Here is a 21,436-nt window from a genome sequence, read left to right as displayed (position 1 = left end):
TAAACGGGTCTGGTCGTTCCGGCGTGGGGTACGGAACTGGGCCGAGTATAGCCTGCCATTTCATCTAGCTGAAACCGGGCCCGGGAAGCCAACGCCGCAGGTCACCATGACCTTTGGGATATGGTGTGGTCGTGACGTGGTGCATTACTTTGCTACCACACCTGCCCACGCATCCTTAGGGACACGACGATGTCGCGACACACTTTCCTGCTCGGCCGCACCGGACGCTGTGCCGCTGCACTGCTGATCACCTCAACCCTGCTGCTGAGCGGCTGCGGTGGCGCCGGCCCCGCCGAAGCCAACGCTGCTGAAAAGGACGGCAAGGCCGAGAAGAAGGTCGATGCGGTACCGGTCGAAGCCGTCGCTGCCAGCCGTCGCGCCGTCGCCGCCAGCTACACCGGCACGGCCGCACTGGAACCGCGGGGCGAGTCGCAGGTGGTCGCCAAGACCTCCGGCGTCGCGCTGGTCGTTCTGGTCGAAGAAGGGCAGCAGGTACGTGCCGGCCAGCCGCTGGTGCGGCTGGACCCGGACCGTGCGCGCCTGGCGGTTGCCCAGAGCGAAGCGCAGATGCGCAAGCTGGAGAACAATTACCAGCGTGCCCACAAGCTCGTCGGCGAGCAGATGGTCAGCGCCGCCGATGTCGACCAGATCAAGTACGACCTCGACAACGCCCGCGCGCAGTACCGCCTGGCAACGCTCGAACTGTCCTACACCACGGTGGTCGCGCCGATCTCGGGCGTGATCGCCTCGCGCTCGATCAAGACCGGCAACTTCGTGCAGATCAACACACCGATCTTCCGCATCGTCGACAACTCGCGACTGGAAGCCACGCTCAACGTGCCCGAGCGCGAGCTGGCGACGCTGCGCCCGGGCCAGCCGGTCACGCTGATCGCCGACGCGCTGCCGGGCAAGACCTTCCCGGGCACGGTGGACCGCATCTCGCCGGTGGTCGATGCCGGCAGCGGCACCTTCCGCGTGGTCAGCGGCTTCGGCGAAGATGCTGAAGGCCTGCAGCCGGGCATGTTCGGCCGCATCCGTATCGACTACGACCAGCGTGCCGATGCTCTGGTGGTGCCGCGCATCGCACTGCTCGACGATGGCGAGCCGGCGGTGTTCCGCGTGCGCGAGGGCAAGGCCGCACGCGTGCCGGTCAAGCTGGGCTATGCCGAAGGCCCGTGGGTGGAAATCCGCGAGGGCCTGGCCGCCGGCGATCAGGTGGTTACAGCCGGCAAGGTGGCGCTGCGTGACGGCACCGCGGTGCAGGTGATCGGTGCCAAGCCGGCCGCCACTGCCGTCGCCAAGCCGGCGCCGGCCAAGGCGGAGAGCCGTCAATGACAGCGGCCGGCAACGACCACGGCAATGATCCGCACCAGGGCGAGCGCCCCGGTGCCCAAGGCGGCGGCCTGGTGGAATTCGCCACCCGCCGCCGCGTCACCATCGCGATGTTCACCGTCACGCTGATGCTGTTCGGCTTCATCGCGCTGGGCAATCTCAAGGTCAATCTGCTGCCCGACCTGAGCTACCCGACCCTGACCGTGCGCACCGAGTACACCGGTGCAGCGCCGGCGGAAATCGAAACGCTGATCACCGAGCCGGTCGAAGAAGCCGTCGGCGTGGTCAAGAACCTGCGCAAGCTCAAATCGATTTCGCGTACCGGCCAGAGCGATGTGGTGCTCGAGTTCGCCTGGGGCACCAACATGGACCAGGCCAGCCTGGAGGTGCGCGACAAGATGGAAGCGCTGAACCTGCCGCTGGAGGCGAAGTCCCCGGTGCTGCTGCGCTTCAATCCGTCCACCGAACCGATCATGCGGCTGGTGATCTCGGCGAAGACCGATCCGTCCAGCGATGCCGAGGCCGTGCGCCAGCTCACCGAGCTGCGCCGCTACGCCGATGAAGACCTGAAGAAGAAACTGGAGCCGGTCACCGGCGTGGCGGCGGTCAAGGTCGGCGGCGGTCTGGAGGATGAAATCCAGGTCGACATCGACCAGCAGAAGCTGGCCCAGCTCAACCTGCCGATCGACAATGTCATCAAGCGGCTCAAGGAAGAGAACATCAATATCTCCGGCGGTCGCCTGGAGGAAGGCTCGCAGCGTTACCTGGTGCGCACCGTCAACCAGTTCGCCGATCTGGAGGACATCCGCAATCTGCTGGTGACCACCCAGAGCAGCAACGGCAGCGCCGCCGATGCAGCGATGCAGCAGATGTTCGCCATCGCCGCCTCGACCGGCTCGGATGCCGCCGTGGCCGCCGCCTCGGCCGCGCAGAGCGCATCCAGCAGCAGCTCCACCAACATCGCCAACGGCGTGCCGGTGCGGCTGAAGGATGTCGCCACCGTGCGCCAGGGCTACAAGGAACGCGAAGCGATCATCCGTCTGGGCGGCAAGGAAGCGGTCGAGCTGGCGATCTACAAGGAGGGCGATGCCAACACGGTGTCGACCGCCGAAGCGCTGCGTGCGCGGCTGGAGCAGATCAAGGGCCAGGTGCCCGGCGATGCCGAGCTGACCACGATCGAAGACCAGTCGCGCTTCATCGAACACGCCATCAGCGACGTCAAGAAAGACGCCGTGATCGGCGGCATCCTCGCCATCCTGATCATCTTCCTGTTCCTGCGCGATGGCTGGAGCACGTTCGTGATCAGCCTGTCGCTGCCGGTCTCGATCATCACCACGTTCTTCTTCATGGGCCAGCTCGGCCTGAGCTTGAACGTGATGTCGCTGGGCGGTCTGGCGCTGGCCACCGGCCTGGTGGTGGACGACTCCATCGTGGTGCTGGAGAGCATCGCCAAGGCGCGCGAGCGTGGCCTGAGCATCCTGCAGGCCGCCATCGTCGGCACCCGTGAAGTGAGCATGGCCGTGGTCGCCTCGACCCTGACCACCATCGCGGTGTTCCTGCCGCTGGTGTTCGTGGATGGCATCGCCGGCCAGCTGTTCCGCGACCAGGCGCTGACCGTGGCGATCGCGATCGCGATCTCGCTGTTGGTCTCGATGACCCTGATCCCGATGCTGAGCTCGCTCAAGGGCCGCCCACCGCTGGCCTTCCCGGAAGAACCCGCGCATCAGCCGTGGCAGCCGGACAGCCGGTGGTTGAAGCCGGTCGCCGGCAGCCGTCGTGGCGTAGGCACGCTGGTGCGCTGGATCTGCTTCGGGATGGCCTGGTCGGTGATCCGCGTCTGGCGCGGTCTGGTGGCCGTGGTCGGCCCGGTGATGCGCAAGGCCAGCGATGTGGCGATGAAGCCGTACGCCGGTGCCGAACGCGGTTACCTGAAGCTGCTGCCGGGCGCGCTGCACCACCCGGGCAAGGTGCTGGGTCTGGCCGCGCTGGCCTTCGTCGGCACGATGGCGCTGGTGCCGATGCTGGGTGCGGATCTGATCCCGCAGCTGGCCCAGGACCGCTTCGAAATGACCGCCAAGCTGCCGGCCGGCACGCCGCTGAAGCAGACCGATGCACTGGTCCGCGAGATGCAGCTGGCCCATGCCAAGGACGACAGCATCGCCTCGTTGTACGGCGTCAGTGGCAGCGGTACCCGCCTGGATGCCAGCCCGACCGAGAGTGGCGAAAACATCGGCAAGCTGACCGTGGTGATGACCGGTGGCGGCAACGCACGCACCGAAGCGGCGATCACCGAGCGTCTGCGTGAGTCGATGCAGCAGCATCCCGGCGTGCAGGTCGATTTCGCCCGCCCGGCGCTCTTCAGCTTCTCCACCCCGCTGGAAGTGGAACTGCGCGGCCAGGACATGGCCACGCTGGAAACGGCCGGCAAGGCGCTGGCCGCGATGCTGCGCAACAACCCGCACTACGCAGACGTCAAATCCACGGTGGAAGAGGGCTTCCCGGAGATCCAGATCCGCTTCGACCAGGAGCGCGCCGGTGCCTTGGGCCTGACCACGCGGCAGATCGCCGATGTGGTGGTCAAGAAGGTGCGCGGTGATGTGGCCACGCGCTACAGCTTCCGCGACCGCAAGATCGACGTGCTGGTCCGTGCCCAGGAAGGCGACCGGGCCAGCGTGGACAGCATCCGCCGGCTGATCGTCAATCCGGGCAGCAACCGGCCGGTGACGCTGGATTCGGTGGCCGAGGTGGTCGCCACCAACGGCCCGAGCGAGATCCATCGCGCCGATCAGACCCGCGTGGCGGTGGTCTCGGCCAACCTGCGCGATATCGACCTGGGCGGCGCCGTGCGCGAAGTGCAGGACATGGTCGCCAAGCAGCCGCTGGGTGCCGGTGTGGGCATGCACATCGGCGGCCAGGGTGAGGAGCTGGCCGATTCGGCGCGCTCGCTGATCTTTGCCTTCGGCCTGGCCATCTTCCTGGTGTATCTGGTGATGGCCTCGCAGTTCGAGTCGCTGCTGCACCCGTTCGTCATCCTGTTCACCATCCCGCTGGCGCTGGTCGGTGCGATCCTGGCGTTGATGCTGACCGGCAAGCCGATCTCGGTGGTCGTGTTCATCGGGTTGATCCTGCTGGTGGGCCTGGTGACCAAGAACGCGATCATCCTGATCGACAAGGTCAACCAGCTGCGCGAGGCCGGTGTGCCCAAGCGCGAGGCGTTGGTGGAAGGCGCGCGCTCCCGCCTGCGGCCGATCATCATGACCACCCTGTGCACGCTGTTCGGCTTCCTGCCGCTGGCGGTGGCGATGGGCGAAGGCGCCGAAGTGCGTGCGCCGATGGCGATCACCGTGATCGGTGGCCTGCTGGTCTCCACCCTGCTGACCCTGGTGGTGATCCCGGTGGTGTACGACCTGCTGGATCGTCGTGGCGACGCCTACTACCGCGCGCGTGGCCGGCACCTCAAGACGCCGCTGGCCGATGCCGGCCATGACACCGCACAGGAGCCGGCATGAGCATTGCCGAGTTCTCCATCCGCCGGCCCATCACCACGATCATGTGTTTTGTGTCGTTGGCGGTGGTGGGCCTGATCGCCTCGTTCCGGCTGCCACTGGAAGCACTGCCGGACATCTCCGCGCCGTTCCTGTTCGTGCAGGTGCCGTATACCGGTTCCACGCCGGAAGAGGTCGAGCGCAACATCATCCGGCCCACCGAAGAAGCGCTGGCAACGATGACCGGGATCAAGCGCATGCGCTCCTCGGCCACCTCCGAAGGTGCCAGCATCTTCATCGAGTTCACCGACTGGGATCGCGACATCGCCATCGCGGCCTCCGATGCCCGCGAGCGCATCGATGCGATCCGCAGCGACCTGCCTGACGACCTGCAGCGCTACAACGTGTTCAAGTGGTCCAGCAGCGATGACCCGGTGCTGAAGGTGCGCCTGGCCAGTGCCACCGACCTGACCGGCGCATACGACATGCTCGACCGCGAGTTCAAGCGGCGGATCGAGCGCATCCCGGGGGTGGCGCGGGTCAACATCTCCGGTGCCCCACCGAACGAGGTCGAGATCGCGATCAGCCCGGACCGGTTGACCGCGCACAACCTGAGCATCAACGAGCTCAGCGATCGCCTGCGCACGCTGAACTTCTCGATCTCGGCCGGGCAGATCGACGACAACGGCCAGCGCGTGCGCATCCAGCCGGTGGGCGAGATCACCGACCTGCAGGAACTGCGCGATCTGGTGATCGACACCAAGGGCCTGCGCCTGGGCGACATCGCCGAGATCCGGCTCAAGCCCACGCGCATGAACTACGGTCGCCGCCTGGACGGCAACCCGGCCGTCGGCCTGGATATCTACAAGGAGCGCAGCGCCAACCTGGTGGAGGTCTCGCGTGCCGCGCTGGCGGAAGTGGAGGCGATCCGCACGCAGCCCTCGATGCGCGATGTGCAGATCAAGGTGATCGACAACCAGGGCAAGATGGTGACGTCTTCGCTGCTGGAGCTGGCCGAGGCGGGTGCAGTGGGCCTGCTGTTGTCGATCACGGTGCTGTTCTTCTTCCTGCGCCATTGGCCCTCCACGCTGATGGTGACCCTAGCGATCCCGATCTGTTTCGTGATCACGCTGGGCTTCATGTATTTCGCCGGCGTCACCCTCAACATCCTGACCATGATGGGCCTGCTGCTGGCGGTCGGCATGCTGGTGGACAACGCCGTGGTGGTGGTGGAGAGCATTTACCAGGAACGTGAGCGGATGCCTGACCAGCCACGGCTGGCCTCGATCATCGGCACCCGCAACGTGGCCATCGCGCTGAGCGCCGGCACGCTGTGCCACTGCATCGTGTTCGTGCCGAACCTGTTCGGCGAGACCAACAACATCAGCATCTTCATGTCGCAGATCGCCATCACGATCTCGGTCTCGCTGCTGGCCTCCTGGCTGGTCGCGGTGAGCCTGATCCCGATGCTGTCCGCGCGTATGCAGACGCCCAAGCTGGTGCATTCGGACAGCGGGGTGATCGCCCGCCTGCAGCGCCGCTACGCCACACTGCTGCAGTGGACGCTGGAGCATCGCGGTTGGAGCGTGTTCGGCATCCTGCTGGTGATCCTGATCAGCCTGGTGCCGATGAAGCTGACCAAGATCGACATGTTCGGTGGCGAGGGTGGCCACGAGGTGTTCATCGGGTACAACTGGAAGGGCGCCTATACCTTCGGGCAGATGTCCGAGGAAGTGGCACGCGTCGAACGCTACCTGGATGACAACCGCGAGGCGCTGCACATCACCCAGGTGTATTCCTGGTACAGCGAGCAGGAAGGCAGCAGCACGATCGTGACCTTCGATACCGCGCACGCCAAGAGCATGCCGGCCGTGCAGGAGGCACTGCGCAAGGGCCTGCCGCGTTCGGCGCGTGCCGATTACGTGGTCGGCAACTCGGGCGACGGCGGCGGCGGTGGCAACAACCAGGTGCAGGTGCAGCTGGTCGGCGACTCGACCAAGATGCTGCAGGAGATCGGCGAGGAAGTGGTGCCGCTGCTGGCCCAGCGCAAGGAACTGCGCGACGTGCGCATCGACAACGGCGAGAAGGGCAGCGAGTTGTCCATCCATGTGGACCGCGAGCGCGCGGCCGCGTTCGGCTTCAATGCCGAGCAGGTGGCCAGTTTCGTCGGCCTGGCCCTGCGTGGCGCGCCGCTGCGCGAGTTCCGCCGCGGTGACAGCGAAGTGCCGGTATGGGTGCGTTTCGCCGGTGCCGAGCAGAGCAGTCCGGAAGACCTGGCCAGCTACACCGTGCGCACCGGTGACGGCCGCTCGGTGCCCCTGCTGAGCCTGGTGGATGTGGCGATCAAACCCTCGGCCACGCAGATCGGCCGCACCAACCGCCAGACCACGCTGACCATCAAGGCCAACCTGGCCGAGAAGGTCACCGTGCCGGAAGGGCGCAAGGCCATGGAGGAGATGCTCACGCCGATGAGTTTCCCGGCCGGCTACACCTTCAGCTTCGACGGCGGCGACTACGGCGACGACGACCAGGCGATGTCGCAGATGATGTTCAATCTGGTGATCGCATTGGTGATGATCTACGTGGTGATGGCGGCCGTGTTCGAGTCGCTGCTGTTCCCGGCGGCAATCATGAGCGGCGTGCTGTTCTCGATCTTCGGCGTGTTCTGGCTGTTCTGGATCACCGGCACCTCGTTCGGGATCATGTCCTTCATCGGCATCCTGGTGTTGATGGGCGTGGTGGTGAACAACGGCATCGTGATGATCGAGCACATCAACAACCTGCGCCGCCGCGGGATGGGGCGGACCCAGGCGCTGGTGGAAGGCTCACGCGAGCGCCTGCGCCCGATCATGATGACGATGGGCACCGCGATCCTGGCGATGATCCCGATCTCCATGACCGACACCCAGCTGCTCGGCAATGGTCCGCCGTACTACCCGATGGCCCGCGCCATCGCCGGCGGCCTGGCGTTCTCCACGGTGGTGAGCCTGCTGTTCCTGCCGACCATCTACGCGATGCTCGATGACATGAGCACGGCGGTGTCGCGGATCATCCGGCGCGCGCGTGGCCGCGGCGTGGATGCTCCGGTGGTCGAGCCGGGCGCAGAATCGGTTTGAGGGTGGATGGAGGCCCGTTGGGCGGGCCTCCTTTTTTCGCGGACCGCATCCACGCATGGCGTGGATCTACAGGCGGGTATGGGCGCCATCCACGCATGGCGTGGATCTGCACGTGGGGCGGTAGTGCCGGCGGGGGGGGGGGCGCCGCGGAGGCCCCCCCCGCGGGGGGGCCCCCCGCGCGCGCCCCCAACCCCGCCTATCCTATAGCGCCCCCTGTGGCGCGCCCGCGCCCCGCCCGCGTCACTACCCGCGGTTCCCACATGCGTGCACAAAAAAGGCCACGCATTGCGTGGCCTTTCGATTACAGCCGGCGCGGGAATCACCCCGCGACCTTGCCCCACACCTGGAACCCGGTCAGCCACAACCCGAGCATGCTGCCCAGGTTGGTCAGCATGAAGGTCAGCACCACGCGGGTCACCCGGTTGCGGTACCAGCCCTTGACGCTCTGCGCATCGTCGCGCAGCTTCAGGAAGTCTTCGTAGGCCGGTTTGCGCAGGCGCGCTTCCACAAGGGCCGAGAACGCACCGGTCGGGATGCTCAGCCGGAACGGCTTGAACGGGGCCACCACGATCGCGGTCAGGATGCTCAGCGGGTGGCTGCCGGCCAACAGGCAGCCCAGGCCGGCCAGACCGCCGGTGTACATCGCCCAGACCGCCAGCAGCTCACTGCCGACCCCCAGGCCACCGCGATAGAAGCCCACGCCGATACCGGTCAGCACGATGGCCAGGATCGCCAGCGTGATCCACGGGATGTTGCGCTTCTTCGGCACGTCTTCCAGCGACTCGCGCAGCGGACCCGGCGCGTCGGTGTCGGTTTCCAGGTACCTGGCCAGACCGGCCAGATGACCGGCACCGACCACCGCCAGCACTTCGCGCTGGGCCGGATCGTGCACTTCGCGCAGGCGCGTGGCCATGTAGCGGTCGCGCTCGCCGATGATGGTTTCGTACAGGGCCGGGCTCTCGCTGGCGAACTCGCCGAAGCTGGCTTCGAGCATGTCGCCCTGCTTGAGCTTCTCGATCTCGTCTTCGCCGACTTCCTCGGACGCGAACAGGCCAGCGCCCAGGCCCATCACCAGCTTGATCTTGCCGAAGAAGCCCAGGCGCTGCGAGGCACGCCGGAAGGTCAGGCCGACCTCGCGGTCGATCAGATGCACGGGCAGGTTGCGTTCGTTGGCCAGGGTGACCGCGCGCTTGAGCTCGGCACCCGGCTCGATCTCGAGCTGTTCGGCCAGGCGGCGCTGGTAGGCGGCCAAGGCCAGGTTGGCGGCGAACAGGGCGACGCGGCCCTTGCGGATCACCTCGACCAGGTCCAGCTTGGCCAGCGCATCCGGATCGGTCAGTGCCTGCAGGCGCTGGGCGTCTAGTTCGACCGCGACCGCATCGAAGCGGCCGCTTTCGATCGCACGTTCCACCGCTTCCACGCTGGCCTGCGAGACGTGCGCGGTACCCAGCAGGGTGTAGCGCACGCCATCGCGTTCGACGATGCGGACGGGCTGGCCGGCGAACAACGTGTCGCCGGCGTCAATCAGGGTATCGGTCATTGCATCATTCATTCGAAGGGGCGCTGTCGGCACCATCGCCGAGCGCGCGCTGCATCTGGACGGTATCCAGCCAGCGGCCATGCTTGCGGCCGAGGCCGCGGAAAACGCCGACGGTATGGAAACCGAAACGCTCGTGCAGTTTGATGGAGGCGGTGTTGGTGGGCTCGCCGATGACGGCCACCATCTGCCGGTAACCGCGCGCGACGCAGGCATCGATCAGGCCCTGCATCAGCGCGGTGCCGACACCGCGGCCCTGGAACGCCGCGTCCACATAGACCGAGTTCTCCACGGTCCACTGATAGGCGATCCGGCCGCGGTAGGTATTGGCGTAGGCATAGCCGGCCACCTGGCCATCGACCTCGGCCACGATGTACGGAAAGCCGCGGCCAACGATGTCCTGCATGCGGCGGTGCATTTCCGCCGCCTCCGGGATCTCGTACTCGTAGGTGTTGACGAAGTCGGTCACTTCCACCGCATAGATCGCGGTGATGGCCGCGATATCGGCATCGGTGGCATCGCGCAGGTGCACGGTCACGGTGGGGTGTCCTGGTCGGTCAGTCGATGTAGCGCTTGAGCAGATCGCCGTATGCATCGATGCGGCGATCACGCAGGAACGGCCAGATGCGGCGGACGTGTTCACTGCGCTGCAGGTCCACATCGCAGACCAGCACGGTCGGCTCGCCACCGGCTTCGGCGATGAATTCACCCTGCGGGCCCAGCACGTGGCTGTTGCCCCAGAACTGGATGCCCGAAGCACCCATCGGCGAGGCTTCATGGCCGACGCGGTTGCAGCTCAGCACCGGCACGCCGTTGGCCACGGCATGGCCGCGGTGGCTCAGCACCCACGCATCACGCTGGCGGCCCTGTTCGTCGCGCTGGTCGTCCGGGTCCCAGCCGATCGCGGTGGGATAGAGCAGCAGCTCGGCACCGGCCAGCGCCATCAGCCGCGCCGCTTCCGGATACCACTGGTCCCAGCACACGAGCACGCCGAGGCGACCCACCGAGGTATCGATCGGGGTGAAGCCCAGATCGCCCGGGGTGAAGTAGAACTTCTCGTAGAAGCCCGGATCATCCGGGATGTGCATCTTGCGGTACTTGCCGAGCAGGGTGCCGTCTTTCTCGAAGACCACCGCGGTGTTGTGGTACAGCCCGGCAGCGCGACGCTCGAACAGCGACCCGACGATCACCACGCCATGCTTCCTGGCCAGCGCGCCCAGGCGCTCCGTGCTCGGGCCCGGGATCGGCTCGGCCAGATCGAATTCATCCACCGATTCGTGCTGGCAGAAGTACGCGCCGTTGTGCAGTTCCTGCAGCAGGATCAGCTTGGCACCCTGCGCGGCCGCTTCAGCCACGCGCGCTTCGATGACGGCCAGATTGGCCTCGGCATCGCCGTGGTTGCGCTCCTGGATCAGGGCGACGGAAAGGGTGTGGCGTGAGCTCATCCGGAGACGGTCCTGCAAGGGGAAAAACGCAGTTTATCGCGGATGGGTGCACGCAGCGTGCTGGCTGCTAAATGGGCAACACCCGCACCGGTAGTGCCGGCCGCTGGCCGGCTCCGCAGGATGACCGGAACAGCGGCGGACAGGCCACAACCCTCGGTCGTGGGCTGTCGTTCTTCCGTCGGCTGCCGGCCCGCCAGGCCGAGGTACTCACTGGTCGATCAGGCCAGCAATCCCGCCGGCAGCTGCATCGTGATGCAGTGCAGGCTGCCGTTCTGCCAGATCAGCGAACGGCACGGCACCGGCACGATCTCGCGGTCCGGATAGGCCTGGGCCAACACCGCACGCGCCGCTTCGTCGGCCGCATCGCCGTAGGCCGGCATCAGCACCGCGCCGTTGAGGATCAGGTAGTTCGCATACGAAGCCGCCAGGCGGCGGCCTTCGTCGATCACCGGCTGCGCCCACGGCAGCGGGAACAGGCGGTACGGTTGGTCGTCGGTGGTACGCAGCGCGGCCAGCTCGGCACCCATCGCCTGCAGTTCGGCGTAGTGCGAATCGCCGGCGTCGTCGCAGGCCTGGTAGACGATGCTGTCGGTCGAGGCGAAGCGGGCCAGGGTATCGATGTGGGCGTCGGTATCGTCGCCTTCCAGATAGCCATGGTCCAGCCACAGCACGCGGTCCTGGGCCAGCCAGGTGGCCAGGTCGGCGCTGAGCGAGTCGCGGCTGCGATCCGGATGACGCTCGTGCAGGCACTGCCAGGTGGTCAGCAGGGTGCCGGCGCCGTCGGTCTCGATGCCGCCGCCCTCCAGCGCGAACGGAATGCTCTGCAGCTCCGCGTTGTTGAACAGGCCCGCCGCGTGCAGGACGCCGACCAGCTGGTCATCCAGGCTGGCGTCGAACTTGCCGCCCCAGCCGGTGAAGCGGAAATCCAGCAGGCGGAAGCCGCCATCGGCACGCGTGAGCGTGATCGGACCGGAGTCGCGCAGCCAGGTATCGTCGTACTGGGCAGTCACGAACCGCACGCGGTCCGTGTCGATCCGGTTCGAACGCAGGCGCGCATCGGCGTACGCCTCCAGGTCGTCGTCGGCAACGATGATCACCACCGGCTGGAAGCGGGTGATGGCCGCGACGAGCGCGATGTAGGTGTCCTCGACGTCACCCAGGCGGTCGGCCCAGTCGGTGTCGGCGTGGGGCCAGGCGATCAGGATGGCGGACTGGGATTCCCATTCGGCCGGAAAGCGGAGCGTGTCGTTCATGATCTCAGTGCGATGGCCCGCCGGCTGGCGGGCAAAGGGAAAGGGGTCAGCGGATCGGCGGTTTCGGACCGATCTCGTTGGCGTCGGCGCGGTTGGCGACCACGTCGATCACCTTCTGCTTTTCGAAGTACACGGTGAACTGCGGGTAGACCCAGCGGTTGATCGTGGGCCACTGGCGCTTCTGACCGCCGCGGGGTTCCAGGCGTTCGCCCGGGTCGCCGAACTGGGCCTGGACCTGCTGCATGCTCTGGCCGCGGACGGGCAGGGCGACGGCGGGCTTTTCACGGCTGCGGTCGATCAGCAGCGTGTCGGCGTGGGCGCTGGAAACGGCCAGTACGGCCAGCAACGGCAAGGTGGTCAGGTAACGCTTCATCTCGATCTACTCCCCAGTGGTCAAGAATGCGGAAGGTCTCACGACTGCAGGTCTCACGACCAACGGTCGTGAGCTACCTGGCGATTACACCAAAAATGGCAGCAAAAAGCCGCCCGGAGGCGGCTTTTTGTTCATCACCCGGTCCGGTGAGGGACCGATGGCGGCCGTGAGGCCAGCCGGCTCAGCGCTGGCGAGCCTTGAAGCGCGGGTTCGACTTGCAGATCACGAAGATCTTGCCGCGACGACGGACGACCTTGCAGTCGCGGTGACGGGTCTTGGCCGACTTCAGGGAAGACAGGACTTTCATTGCATACCTCGGCGTAAACGTTGGATTCGGTTGGAGCGCGGCCGCGATATGCAGATGACAATCGGCAGGTGACGCCCGTTCAAGCCCGCCATTCTACCGGCCTTTTTCCCATCCTTTCAAGTGGTTGGGCCAAAAAAGTCTCAGGGCGCCCCGGGCAGGGGCTAGAATGGGCGGTCACATCTACCGGGAAACCCATGAATCAGCTTCCATCCGTGCTCACCATCGACGGTCCTTCCGGGGCCGGCAAAGGCACTGTCAGCCGCATTGTCGCACGCCGCCTGGGCTGGCATTACCTGGATTCGGGCGCCCTGTACCGGGCGGTGGGCGTGGCCGCCAGCTGGGCTGATATCGATACCTCCGACGCTTCGGCGCTGGTGCGCTGCACCTTCGACACCCACGTGCGCTTCGTGGAATCGGCCGATGGCGGGCTGCGGGTGCTGGTCAACGAGACCGATGCCACCGACGAGCTGCGCCTGGAGACCACCGGCGCGCTGGCCTCGGCCATTGCCGCCATCCCGGAGGTCCGGGCGGCGCTGAAAGAGCGCCAGCGCGCATTCAGGATGGAGCCGGGGCTTGTCGCCGACGGACGGGACATGGGTACGGTCATCTTCCCGGACGCTCCATTCAAGGTGTTTTTGACCGCCAGCGCCGAGGAACGGGCCGAGCGGCGGCATAAGCAGTTGAAAGACAAGGGTGTTTCGGTTAACTTTGACGACCTCCTGCGCGAGATCATGGCCCGCGACGCCCGTGATGCACAGCGCACAGTGGCGCCCCTGAAGCCGGCAGACGATGCCGTCGTCATCGACACCAGTGGTATTGGCATCGACGCTGTCGTTGCCAAGGTATTGGATCTGCTTCCGGTTTCGGGTGCCTGATCCGTTGTAAAGGAGGGCCGTCAATCCATCGACGGTGTCGCACCATCGCAAGGCAACAAAAGCTCCGTCCCGCAATGATGCGTGGCGGTTTTCCTACTTAACACACGACCTGCCTTACCGGGGTCGACCAACAGGCGGGCAGTAAGCGGTTCCCTTCGGGGGCCAATGCCCATGTGTCCAACAGAGTAAATCTAATGACCGAATCATTTGCAGAGCTGTTCGAAGCCAGTCAGGCCAATCTGGCCAAGCTGAAGCCGGGCTCGATCGTCAGCGGTGTCGTTGTTGAAGTCCGCGGCGATGTCGTGGTGATCAACGCCGGCCTGAAGTCCGAAGGCATCGTGCCGATCGAACAGTTCCGTAACGACGCTGGCGAGATCGACGTTGCTGAAGGCGACGTCGTCAAGGTCGCCCTCGATTCCATCGAGAACGGCTTCGGTGAAACCGTTCTGTCGCGTGAGAAAGCCAAGCGCGCGATGGTGTGGGACGAGCTGGAAGAAGCGTTGGAAAAGAACGAAACCATCACCGGCCGCATCAGCGGCAAGGTCAAGGGTGGTTTCACCGTGGACATCAAGGATGTCCGCGCGTTCCTGCCCGGTTCGCTGGTGGATGTGCGCCCCGTGCGCGACCCGGCCTACCTGGAAGGCAAGGAGCTGGAATTCAAGCTCATCAAGCTGGACCGCAAGCGTAACAACGTCGTTGTGTCCCGTCGTGCAGTCGTCGAAAGCGAGCATTCGGAAGAGCGCGAGCAGCTGATGGACAAGCTGCAGGAAGGCGCGATCCTGAAGGGTGTCGTCAAGAACCTGACCGATTACGGCGCATTCGTGGACCTGGGCGGTATCGACGGCCTGCTGCACATCACCGACATGGCCTGGAAGCGCGTGCGCCATCCGTCCGAAGTCGTGAACGTCGGCGACGAGCTGGACGTGCGCGTGCTGAAGTTCGACCGCGAGCGCAACCGCGTTTCGCTGGGTCTGAAGCAGCTGGGTGAAGATCCGTGGGACAACATCGCCCGTCGTTACCCGGCCAACAGCCGCGTCTTCGGCAAGGTCTCCAACGTCACCGATTACGGCGCATTCGTCGAGATCGAGCCGGGCGTCGAAGGTCTGGTGCACGTCTCCGAGATGGATTGGACCAACAAGAACGTCAACCCGTCCAAGGTTGTGCAGGTCGGTGACGAAGTTGAAGTCATGGTCCTGGACGTCGACGAGGAGCGTCGCCGCATCTCGCTGGGTATGAAGCAGGTTGCCGCCAATCCGTGGGAAACCTTCGCTGCCATCCACAAGAAGGGCGACAAGGTGTCGGGCCAGATCAAGTCGATCACCGACTTCGGCATCTTCATCGGCCTGGACGGCGGTATCGATGGCCTGGTGCACCTGTCCGACATCAGCTGGAACACCACCGGCGAAGACGTGGTCCGCAACTACAAGAAGGGCGACAACCTGGACGCAGTGGTCCTGGCCGTCGATCCGGAGCGCGAGCGCATCAGCCTGGGCGTCAAGCAGCTGGAGCAGGATCCGTTCGGTCAGTACATGGCGGCCAACCCGAAGGGTTCCAAGGTCGAAGGCGTGGTCAAGGAAGTGGACGCCAAGGGCGCTACCATCGAACTGGCTGACGGCATCGAAGGCTACGTGGCCGCTCGCGACGTTGCGAACGAGCGCGTGGACGACGCGACCCAGTTCCTGAAGGTCGGCGACAAGGTGGAAGCCAAGTTCGTGGGCATGGATCGCAAGGGTCGTACCCTGCAGCTGTCGATCAAGGCCAAGGACGACGCTGAAATGCGCGAAGTGCTGGAGGAATACCAGTCCTCTTCGGCTTCCAGCGGCACCACCCAGCTCGGCGCGCTGCTGCGTGCACAGCTGAACGGCAACAAGTCCGAGTAATCGGTCTGTCGCTGTCGTAGTTTCCTGGGCGGCCCGGACATCAGTCCGGGCCGTTTCAGGGTCTGAGTTCCTCCCCAAGAGCCCGTAATGACCAAATCCGAGCTGATCGAAATCCTGGCGCGCCGACAGGCGCATTTGAAGTCGGACGATGTCGATCTGGCCGTGAAGTCGTTGCTGGAAATGATGGGTGGGGCGCTGGCCGGCGGGGATCGCATCGAGATCCGCGGGTTCGGCAGTTTTTCGTTGCACTACCGGCCCGCACGGCTGGGGCGCAATCCCAAGACCGGGGAATCGGTCGCGTTGCCGGGCAAGCATGTCCCGCACTTCAAGCCGGGCAAGGAACTGCGCGAGCGCGTCAGCGCCGTGGTACCGCTGGAAAGCGATCCTGCGTAGAGCCGACCGTTGGTCCGCTGCTTTTTTCGTTCCGGGCCTCTTTGTCCCGCTGCTCTATATTCCGCTACTCTTGAATCTCCCGGAACTGGAGCTGCTGCATGAACATCGTACGTCTGCTGATCCTGCTGGCGGTTCTGGTCGTGGGTCTCATCATCGGCGCCCTCAACTCGCAGCCGATCATCATCAGCCTGGGCTTTACCCAGATCAATTCCACCACCGGCGTGGCGATCATCATCGCCCTGTTGTCCGGTGCAATCATCGGCGGCGGCCTCGTGCTCGCCAGTGTGGTGATCCCGTTGTACGCCAAACTGCGCCGTGCGCAGAAGGCCGCGCCTGCCGTGGTCGTGGCACCCCCTTCTTCTTCTACATTCGACGGACGCTGAGCGCCGATGGAATTTGTCTCCGAGTGGTTCTGGTTCTTCCTGTTCCTGCCCCTGGCCGCGTTGTCGGGCTGGGTGATCGGGCGTCGCGGCGGTCAACGCCATGGCGACAACCAGGTCAGCCATCTGTCCAGCACGTACTTCCGCGGCCTGAACTATCTGCTCAACGAGCAGCCGGACAAGGCGATCGAGCTGTTCCTGCACATCGCCGAACTGGACAAGGAAACCTTCGAGACCCAGGTCGCGCTGGGCCATCTGTTCCGCCGCCGCGGTGAGGTTGATCGTGCGATCCGCCTGCACCAGGGCCTGGTCAACCGCGCGGACCTGAGTGATCAGCAGCGTGTCCAGGCACTGCTGGCGCTGGGCGAGGACTACATGAAGTCCGGCCTGCTTGATCGCGCCGAAACCGTGTTCACCGAGCTCGCCCAGATCGACCAGCGCGCACCGCAGGCGCTCAAGCACCTGATCGGCATCTACCAGGCCGAGCGCGACTGGGAAAAGGCGATCGACAACGCCAGCCGCTTCGAAGAGGTCACCGGCGAGCCGATGGGCAAGCTGATCGGACAGTTCGAATGCGAGCTGGCCGAGCGTTACCGTGGCGCTGGCAAGATCGAAGAGGCCCGCGCGGCCATCGCGCGCGCCTACCAGGCCGATGCGATGTCGGTGCGGGCCGGCATCATCGAAGGGCGCCTGGAGAACGATGCGGGCAATGCTGAAGCCGCCGTGCGTGCCTTCGAGCGGGCCGCCCGCAACGATCCGGAGTACCTGCCGGAAGTGCTGCAGGCGCTGATGCAGAACTACCGCAAGGTCGGCGACCTCGGTGGCGCGCGCGCGTTCCTCTCGGAGATGACCGAGCACTATCGCGGCATCGCCCCGGTGCTGGCCCTGACCCAGCTGATGGAAGAGCAGGAGGGTGTCGCTCCGGCGCGCGCCTACCTCGGCCGCCAGCTCAAGGATCGTCCGTCGGTGCGTGGCGAGTCGGCCCTGATCGACCTGACCCTGGCCGAGGGCGCGGATTCCACCGCGACCCTGCACGACCTCAAGCACATCACCGACCAGTTGCTGGTCCGCAATCCGGCGTACCGCTGCACCCGCTGTGGCTTTGGGGCGCGCACGCATCACTGGCAGTGCCCGAGCTGCAAGGAATGGGGCACCGTCAAGCCGCTGCTCAACTACGCGGTGCTCTGAACCATGATGGTCGCCTGGATGGCGGGGCTGCTGGCGGTGCTGGCGGTATCGGCGGGCCTCACCTGGGGCGCACGCGCCTATGCGCTGCGCCGCAATCTACTGGATGAGCCCGGCGAGCGCCGCAGCCACGGGGTGGCGACGCCACGCGGCGGCGGCATCGCGATCGTGCTGACCCTGCTGCTGGCCTGCGTGGTCGCCGCGGTGATCTGGCCCACGGCCGGACTCACCCTGGCGGTATTCGCGCTGGGGCTGGTGCTGGTCGCGGGGATCGGTTGGTGGGACGACCATCGGCCGCTGCCGGCGGTGCGTCGCCTGTTGGTCCATGTCATCGCGGCCGCGCTGCTGGCTGGGTTGGTCTGGCACGCCAGTGGCAATCCCTGGCAGGCGCTGCTGGCGCTGTTGTTTGCCACTTCGTTGATCAACATCTGGAACTTCATGGATGGGATCAACGGGATAGCCACCACGCAGGCGATCCTGGCCGGTCTCGCGTTCGCCCTTGTCCTGCCGCCACCTTACGGGCTGGCCGGCGTGGTGTTGGGGCTGGCCTGCCTGGGCTTCCTGCCGTTCAACTACCCGAAGGCGCGCATCTTCATGGGTGACGTGGGCAGCGGGGCGCTGGGCTATGCGATCGCGGCGCTGGTCTGTCTGGTCAGCGTGCGCACCGATATCCACTGGCTGCTGTTGCTGGTGCCGCTTTCGGCCTTTCTTGTGGACGCAGGCTTCACATTGCTTTCGCGCATCCTGTCCGGACAGCGCTGGATGGAACCCCACACGCAGCATCTCTATCAGCGCGCGGTGAAAGGTGGTGCAAGCCACACTTTCGTCACCGGGATGTATCTTGTTTTTGGAATATTCAGTGCGGCAGTGTTTAATGCATGCACGAATTTGCAGCCGAGGTGGGAGGCTGCCGTGGCCATCGCGTGGTTGATCTTCGCGTCCGGCCTTTGGCTGCTCCTGCGCAAGGGAATGCGCAACTAGAAGGATTACGTTGTTTATGACGCCTTGGCAGGACCGACTTACCGGCTTGATGCCCCGCGCGGCCATCGTCGCCCACGACCTGTTCATGGTCTGGGCGTGCTGGCAGTTGCTGCACGCCGGACGCTACTCGATGCTGGTCGACGCGCCGGCGTTGCCGCTGTGGAACATCGACACCTCGCTGGTGCTGGTCATCCAGGCCGTGGTGTTCTGGCGGGTGGGCCTGTACCGCGGCCTGTGGCGCTTTGCCAGCGTCGCCGATCTGCTCAATATTTTCAAAGCCAGCTTCATCGGCCTGCTCGCCATCGTGGTGGCCTTGGCGTACAAGCGCTTTGAAGGCGTGCCGATGTCGGTGCTGGTCATCTACCCCTTCGCGCTGTCCGCGCTGCTGGGCGCGCCGCGCCTGCTGTACCGCGCATGGAAGGACTATCAGGCGCTGCAGTCCGACGTCACCGCGCGCCGTGTGCTGATCCTGGGTGCCGGCCAGGCGGCCGAGGCCCTCGTCCGCGACCTGCGCCGCTCGGGTGATTTCGAGCCGGTCGGCCTGCTCGACGACGCCCCTCACCTGCAGGGCGCCAAGCTGCAGGGCCTGCCGATCCTGGGCACCCTGGAAGATGCCCCGGCCGTGGTCCGCGAGACCGCCGCCAAGCTGCTGGTGATCGCCATTCCCTCGCTGGATGCCGTGGGCATGCAGCGGGTGGTGGCCATCTGCGAAAGCACCGGCGTGCCGTTCCGGATGGTGCCCAAGCTCAACGACATCCTGCTGGGTCATTCCTTGCCGGGTGAGCTCAAGGAAGTGGCGATCGAGGACCTGCTCGGCCGCAAGCCGATCCTGCCGGACTGGGCGCTGATCCGTGGCTGGCTGGGCGGGCGCACCGTGCTGGTCACCGGCGCGGGCGGTTCGATCGGTTCGGAGCTGTGCCGCCAGTGTGCACGCCACGGGGCAGGGCGCATCGTCCTGGTGGAGATGAGCGAGCTGCTCCTGCTCACCATCGAGGCCGAGCTGCAGCGCAGCTTCCCGGATCTGGTGGTGGAAGCGGTGCTGGGTGACTGCGGCGACCCCGCGGTGATCCGCCATGCGCTGTCGCTGTCACGGGTGGACTCGGTCTTCCATGCCGCCGCCTACAAGCAGGTGCCGGTGCTGGAGCGCCAGCTCCGCGAGGCGGTGCGCAACAACATCCTCTCCACCGAAACGGTGGCGCGTGCCTGCGTCGAAGCGCGCATCGAGCATTTCGTCTTCATCTCCACCGACAAGGCGGTCGATCCGGTCAACGCCCTGGGTGCCAGCAAGCGCTACGCGGAGATGATCTGCCAGAGCCTGGACCAGAAGACCAGCCACACCCGTTTCGTGACCGTGCGCTTCGGCAACGTGCTGGCCTCGGCCGGCAGCGTGGTGCCGGTGTTCCGCGAGCAGATTCTCAAGGGTGGCCCGGTCACCGTGACCGACCCGGAAGTCACCCGCTACTTCATGACCATTCCCGAGGCCTGTCAGCTGATCCTGCAGGCGGCCGCGTCGGCCTCGCATGGGGCGATCTATACGCTGGACATGGGCGAGCCGGTGCCGATCCGCGTGCTGGCCGAGCAGATGATCCGCCTGGCCGGCAAGCAGCCGTACAAGGACATCGCCATCGTCTATACGGGCCTGCGCCCGGGCGAGAAACTGCACGAAACGCTGTTCTATTCCGACGAAGATTATCGTCCGACCGCGCACCCGAAGATTCTCGAGGCCGGCGTACGCACGTTCGCGCGCGAACAGGTATTGGCCAATGTGCCGAAACTGCGCGAGGCGATTGCCAGCTACGATACTGATGCGATCAACAGCATTCTGTTTGCGACCATGCCGGAATTTTCTCCGCTGCAACAGGACGATCACGTCAGTTCTGCTAAAGTGCTCGCCTTTCCGGCGCGTGAGGCCACTAGGTTCTGATGAGCAAGCGTATTCGCAAGGCGGTATTTCCTGTCGCAGGGTTGGGAACGCGATTCCTTCCGGCTACCAAAACCGTTCCGAAGGAAATGCTGCCGATCATTGATCGGCCGTTGATCCAATATGCCGTGGATGAGGCGATCGAGGCGGGCTGTGACACGCTGATCTTCATCACCAACCGCTACAAGCATGCGGTCGCAGATTATTTCGACAAGGCCTACGAGCTGGAGCAGAAACTCGAGCGCGCCGGCAAGCAGGAGCAGCTCGAACTGGTTCGCCATGTGCTGCCCAATGGCGTGCGCGCCGTGTTCGTGACCCAGGCTGAAGCGCTGGGCCTGGGCCATGCGGTGCTGTGCGCCAAGGCGATTGTCGGTGACGAGCCGTTCGCCGTGCTGCTGCCGGACGATCTGATCTGGAACCGCGGCAACGGTGCGCTCAAGCAGATGGCCGACGCCAACGAAGCCACCGGCGCCAGCATCATCGCGGTCGAAGACGTACCGCATGACAAGACCGGCAGCTACGGCATCGTGGCCACCGAAGCCTTCGACGGCCGCCAGGGCAGGATCAGTGCCATCGTCGAAAAGCCCAAGCCCGAAGATGCCCCGAGCGACCTGGCCGTGGTCGGCCGTTACGTGCTCAGCCCGAAGATCTTCGAGCTGCTCGAAGCAACCGGGACCGGTGCAGGTGGCGAAATCCAGCTGACCGACGCGATCGCCGATCTGCTCAAGAGCGAACGTGTCGACGCGTTCCGCTTTGAAGGCCGTCGCTTCGACTGCGGCACCCATCTGGGCCTGGTCGAAGCCACGATCCGCTTTGCGCTCGACAACGAGAAGCTGGCCGGTCCGGCGCGCGAAGTGCTCCAGAAGATGCTGGCTGAAGGCTGAGGACGAGCTGCCGCCGCGCGATGCAGCGGCGGTAGTGCCGGCCGCTGGCCGGCTCTTCAAGCAGCTGTGGTAGTGCCGGCCGCTGGCCG

17 protein-coding genes are annotated in these 21,436 nt (G+C 65.5%); 11 read left to right on the top strand and 6 right to left on the bottom strand.

Annotated features, from left to right (window positions below):
• Positions 1-189 precede the first annotated feature (189 nt).
• From ABE483_RS05810 to ABE483_RS05800, 3 genes are read left to right on the top strand one after another with little or no spacing between them, the layout of a single operon-like run.
• Positions 190-1,335 (top strand): efflux RND transporter periplasmic adaptor subunit, encoded by a 1,146-nt coding sequence (locus ABE483_RS05810; RefSeq protein ID WP_313211586.1) that lies wholly within the window; start codon positions 190-192, stop codon positions 1,333-1,335.
• A complete protein-coding gene (locus ABE483_RS05805) occupies positions 1,332-4,841 on the top strand; it encodes an efflux RND transporter permease subunit (protein ID WP_346481324.1) in 3,510 nt (1,169 codons plus the stop codon). The genes ABE483_RS05810 and ABE483_RS05805 overlap by 4 nt, the downstream gene beginning before the upstream one ends.
• Positions 4,838-7,933, top strand: a complete 3,096-nt coding sequence (locus tag ABE483_RS05800) for an efflux RND transporter permease subunit (RefSeq protein ID WP_346481323.1) — start codon at positions 4,838-4,840, stop codon at positions 7,931-7,933. The genes ABE483_RS05805 and ABE483_RS05800 overlap by 4 nt, the downstream gene beginning before the upstream one ends.
• A 319-nt stretch (positions 7,934-8,252) precedes the next feature.
• On the opposite strand, the gene ABE483_RS05795 is transcribed toward ABE483_RS05800, so the two are convergent.
• From ABE483_RS05795 to ykgO, 6 genes are all read right to left on the bottom strand, one after another.
• Positions 8,253-9,473 carry a TraB/GumN family protein gene (locus tag ABE483_RS05795; RefSeq protein ID WP_123729051.1) on the bottom strand — a complete coding sequence of 407 codons (1,221 nt, stop codon included), beginning with the start codon at positions 9,471-9,473 and terminating at the stop codon, positions 8,253-8,255.
• Between the two features lie 4 nt (positions 9,474-9,477).
• Positions 9,478-10,008, bottom strand: a complete 531-nt coding sequence (locus tag ABE483_RS05790; RefSeq protein ID WP_313218056.1) for an N-acetyltransferase family protein — start codon at positions 10,006-10,008, stop codon at positions 9,478-9,480.
• A gap of 19 nt (positions 10,009-10,027) precedes the next feature.
• A complete protein-coding gene (locus tag ABE483_RS05785; protein WP_152151648.1) occupies positions 10,028-10,915 on the bottom strand; it encodes a carbon-nitrogen hydrolase in 888 nt (295 codons plus the stop codon).
• 218 nt (positions 10,916-11,133) lie between these two features.
• On the bottom strand, positions 11,134-12,168 hold the full coding sequence (locus tag ABE483_RS05780; protein ID WP_346481322.1) for an agmatine deiminase family protein: 1,035 nt from the start codon (positions 12,166-12,168) through the stop codon (positions 11,134-11,136).
• A 46-nt stretch (positions 12,169-12,214) separates the two neighbouring features.
• The gene (locus ABE483_RS05775; protein WP_123729053.1) at positions 12,215-12,541 is read right to left on the bottom strand and encodes a hypothetical protein; all 327 of its coding nucleotides are present in this window, start codon (positions 12,539-12,541) and stop codon (positions 12,215-12,217) included.
• A gap of 181 nt (positions 12,542-12,722) precedes the next feature.
• Complete coding sequence (gene ykgO, locus ABE483_RS05770) at positions 12,723-12,848, bottom strand: type B 50S ribosomal protein L36 (RefSeq protein WP_057628212.1); 126 nt, start codon at positions 12,846-12,848, stop codon at positions 12,723-12,725.
• Positions 12,849-13,042: 194 nt separating this feature from the next.
• On the opposite strand from ykgO, the gene cmk reads away from it, so the two are divergent.
• The 8 genes from cmk to galU all read left to right on the top strand — a co-directional run bounded on the left by cmk (position 13,043) and on the right by galU (position 21,347).
• On the top strand, positions 13,043-13,723 hold the full coding sequence (gene cmk, locus ABE483_RS05765; RefSeq protein ID WP_046273768.1) for a (d)CMP kinase: 681 nt from the start codon (positions 13,043-13,045) through the stop codon (positions 13,721-13,723).
• A gap of 194 nt (positions 13,724-13,917) precedes the next feature.
• Entirely contained in the window at positions 13,918-15,603 is a 1,686-nt protein-coding gene (gene rpsA, locus ABE483_RS05760; RefSeq protein WP_121042136.1) for a 30S ribosomal protein S1, read from the top strand.
• Positions 15,604-15,690: 87 nt separating this feature from the next.
• On the top strand, positions 15,691-15,996 hold the full coding sequence (locus tag ABE483_RS05755) for an integration host factor subunit beta (protein WP_019183098.1): 306 nt from the start codon (positions 15,691-15,693) through the stop codon (positions 15,994-15,996).
• A 98-nt stretch (positions 15,997-16,094) separates the two neighbouring features.
• On the top strand, positions 16,095-16,379 hold the full coding sequence (locus ABE483_RS05750) for a LapA family protein (RefSeq protein WP_313212332.1): 285 nt from the start codon (positions 16,095-16,097) through the stop codon (positions 16,377-16,379).
• A gap of 6 nt (positions 16,380-16,385) precedes the next feature.
• Positions 16,386-17,564 carry a lipopolysaccharide assembly protein LapB gene (gene lapB, locus ABE483_RS05745; protein WP_121042140.1) on the top strand — a complete coding sequence of 393 codons (1,179 nt, stop codon included), beginning with the start codon at positions 16,386-16,388 and terminating at the stop codon, positions 17,562-17,564.
• Between the two features lie 3 nt (positions 17,565-17,567).
• A complete protein-coding gene (locus tag ABE483_RS05740) occupies positions 17,568-18,542 on the top strand; it encodes a glycosyltransferase family 4 protein (protein ID WP_313212330.1) in 975 nt (324 codons plus the stop codon).
• 16 nt (positions 18,543-18,558) lie between these two features.
• Positions 18,559-20,466 carry a nucleoside-diphosphate sugar epimerase/dehydratase gene (locus ABE483_RS05735; protein ID WP_313212328.1) on the top strand — a complete coding sequence of 636 codons (1,908 nt, stop codon included), beginning with the start codon at positions 18,559-18,561 and terminating at the stop codon, positions 20,464-20,466.
• On the top strand, positions 20,466-21,347 hold the full coding sequence (galU, locus tag ABE483_RS05730) for a UTP--glucose-1-phosphate uridylyltransferase GalU (protein ID WP_346481321.1): 882 nt from the start codon (positions 20,466-20,468) through the stop codon (positions 21,345-21,347). The genes ABE483_RS05735 and galU overlap by 1 nt, the downstream gene beginning before the upstream one ends.
• Positions 21,348-21,436: the final 89 nt, after the last annotated feature.

Source organism: Stenotrophomonas sp. TWI602, assembly GCF_039674045.1.
In the GTDB taxonomy this organism is placed as follows: domain Bacteria; phylum Pseudomonadota; class Gammaproteobacteria; order Xanthomonadales; family Xanthomonadaceae; genus Stenotrophomonas.
This window is presented reverse-complemented; position numbering and strand designations above follow the sequence as displayed.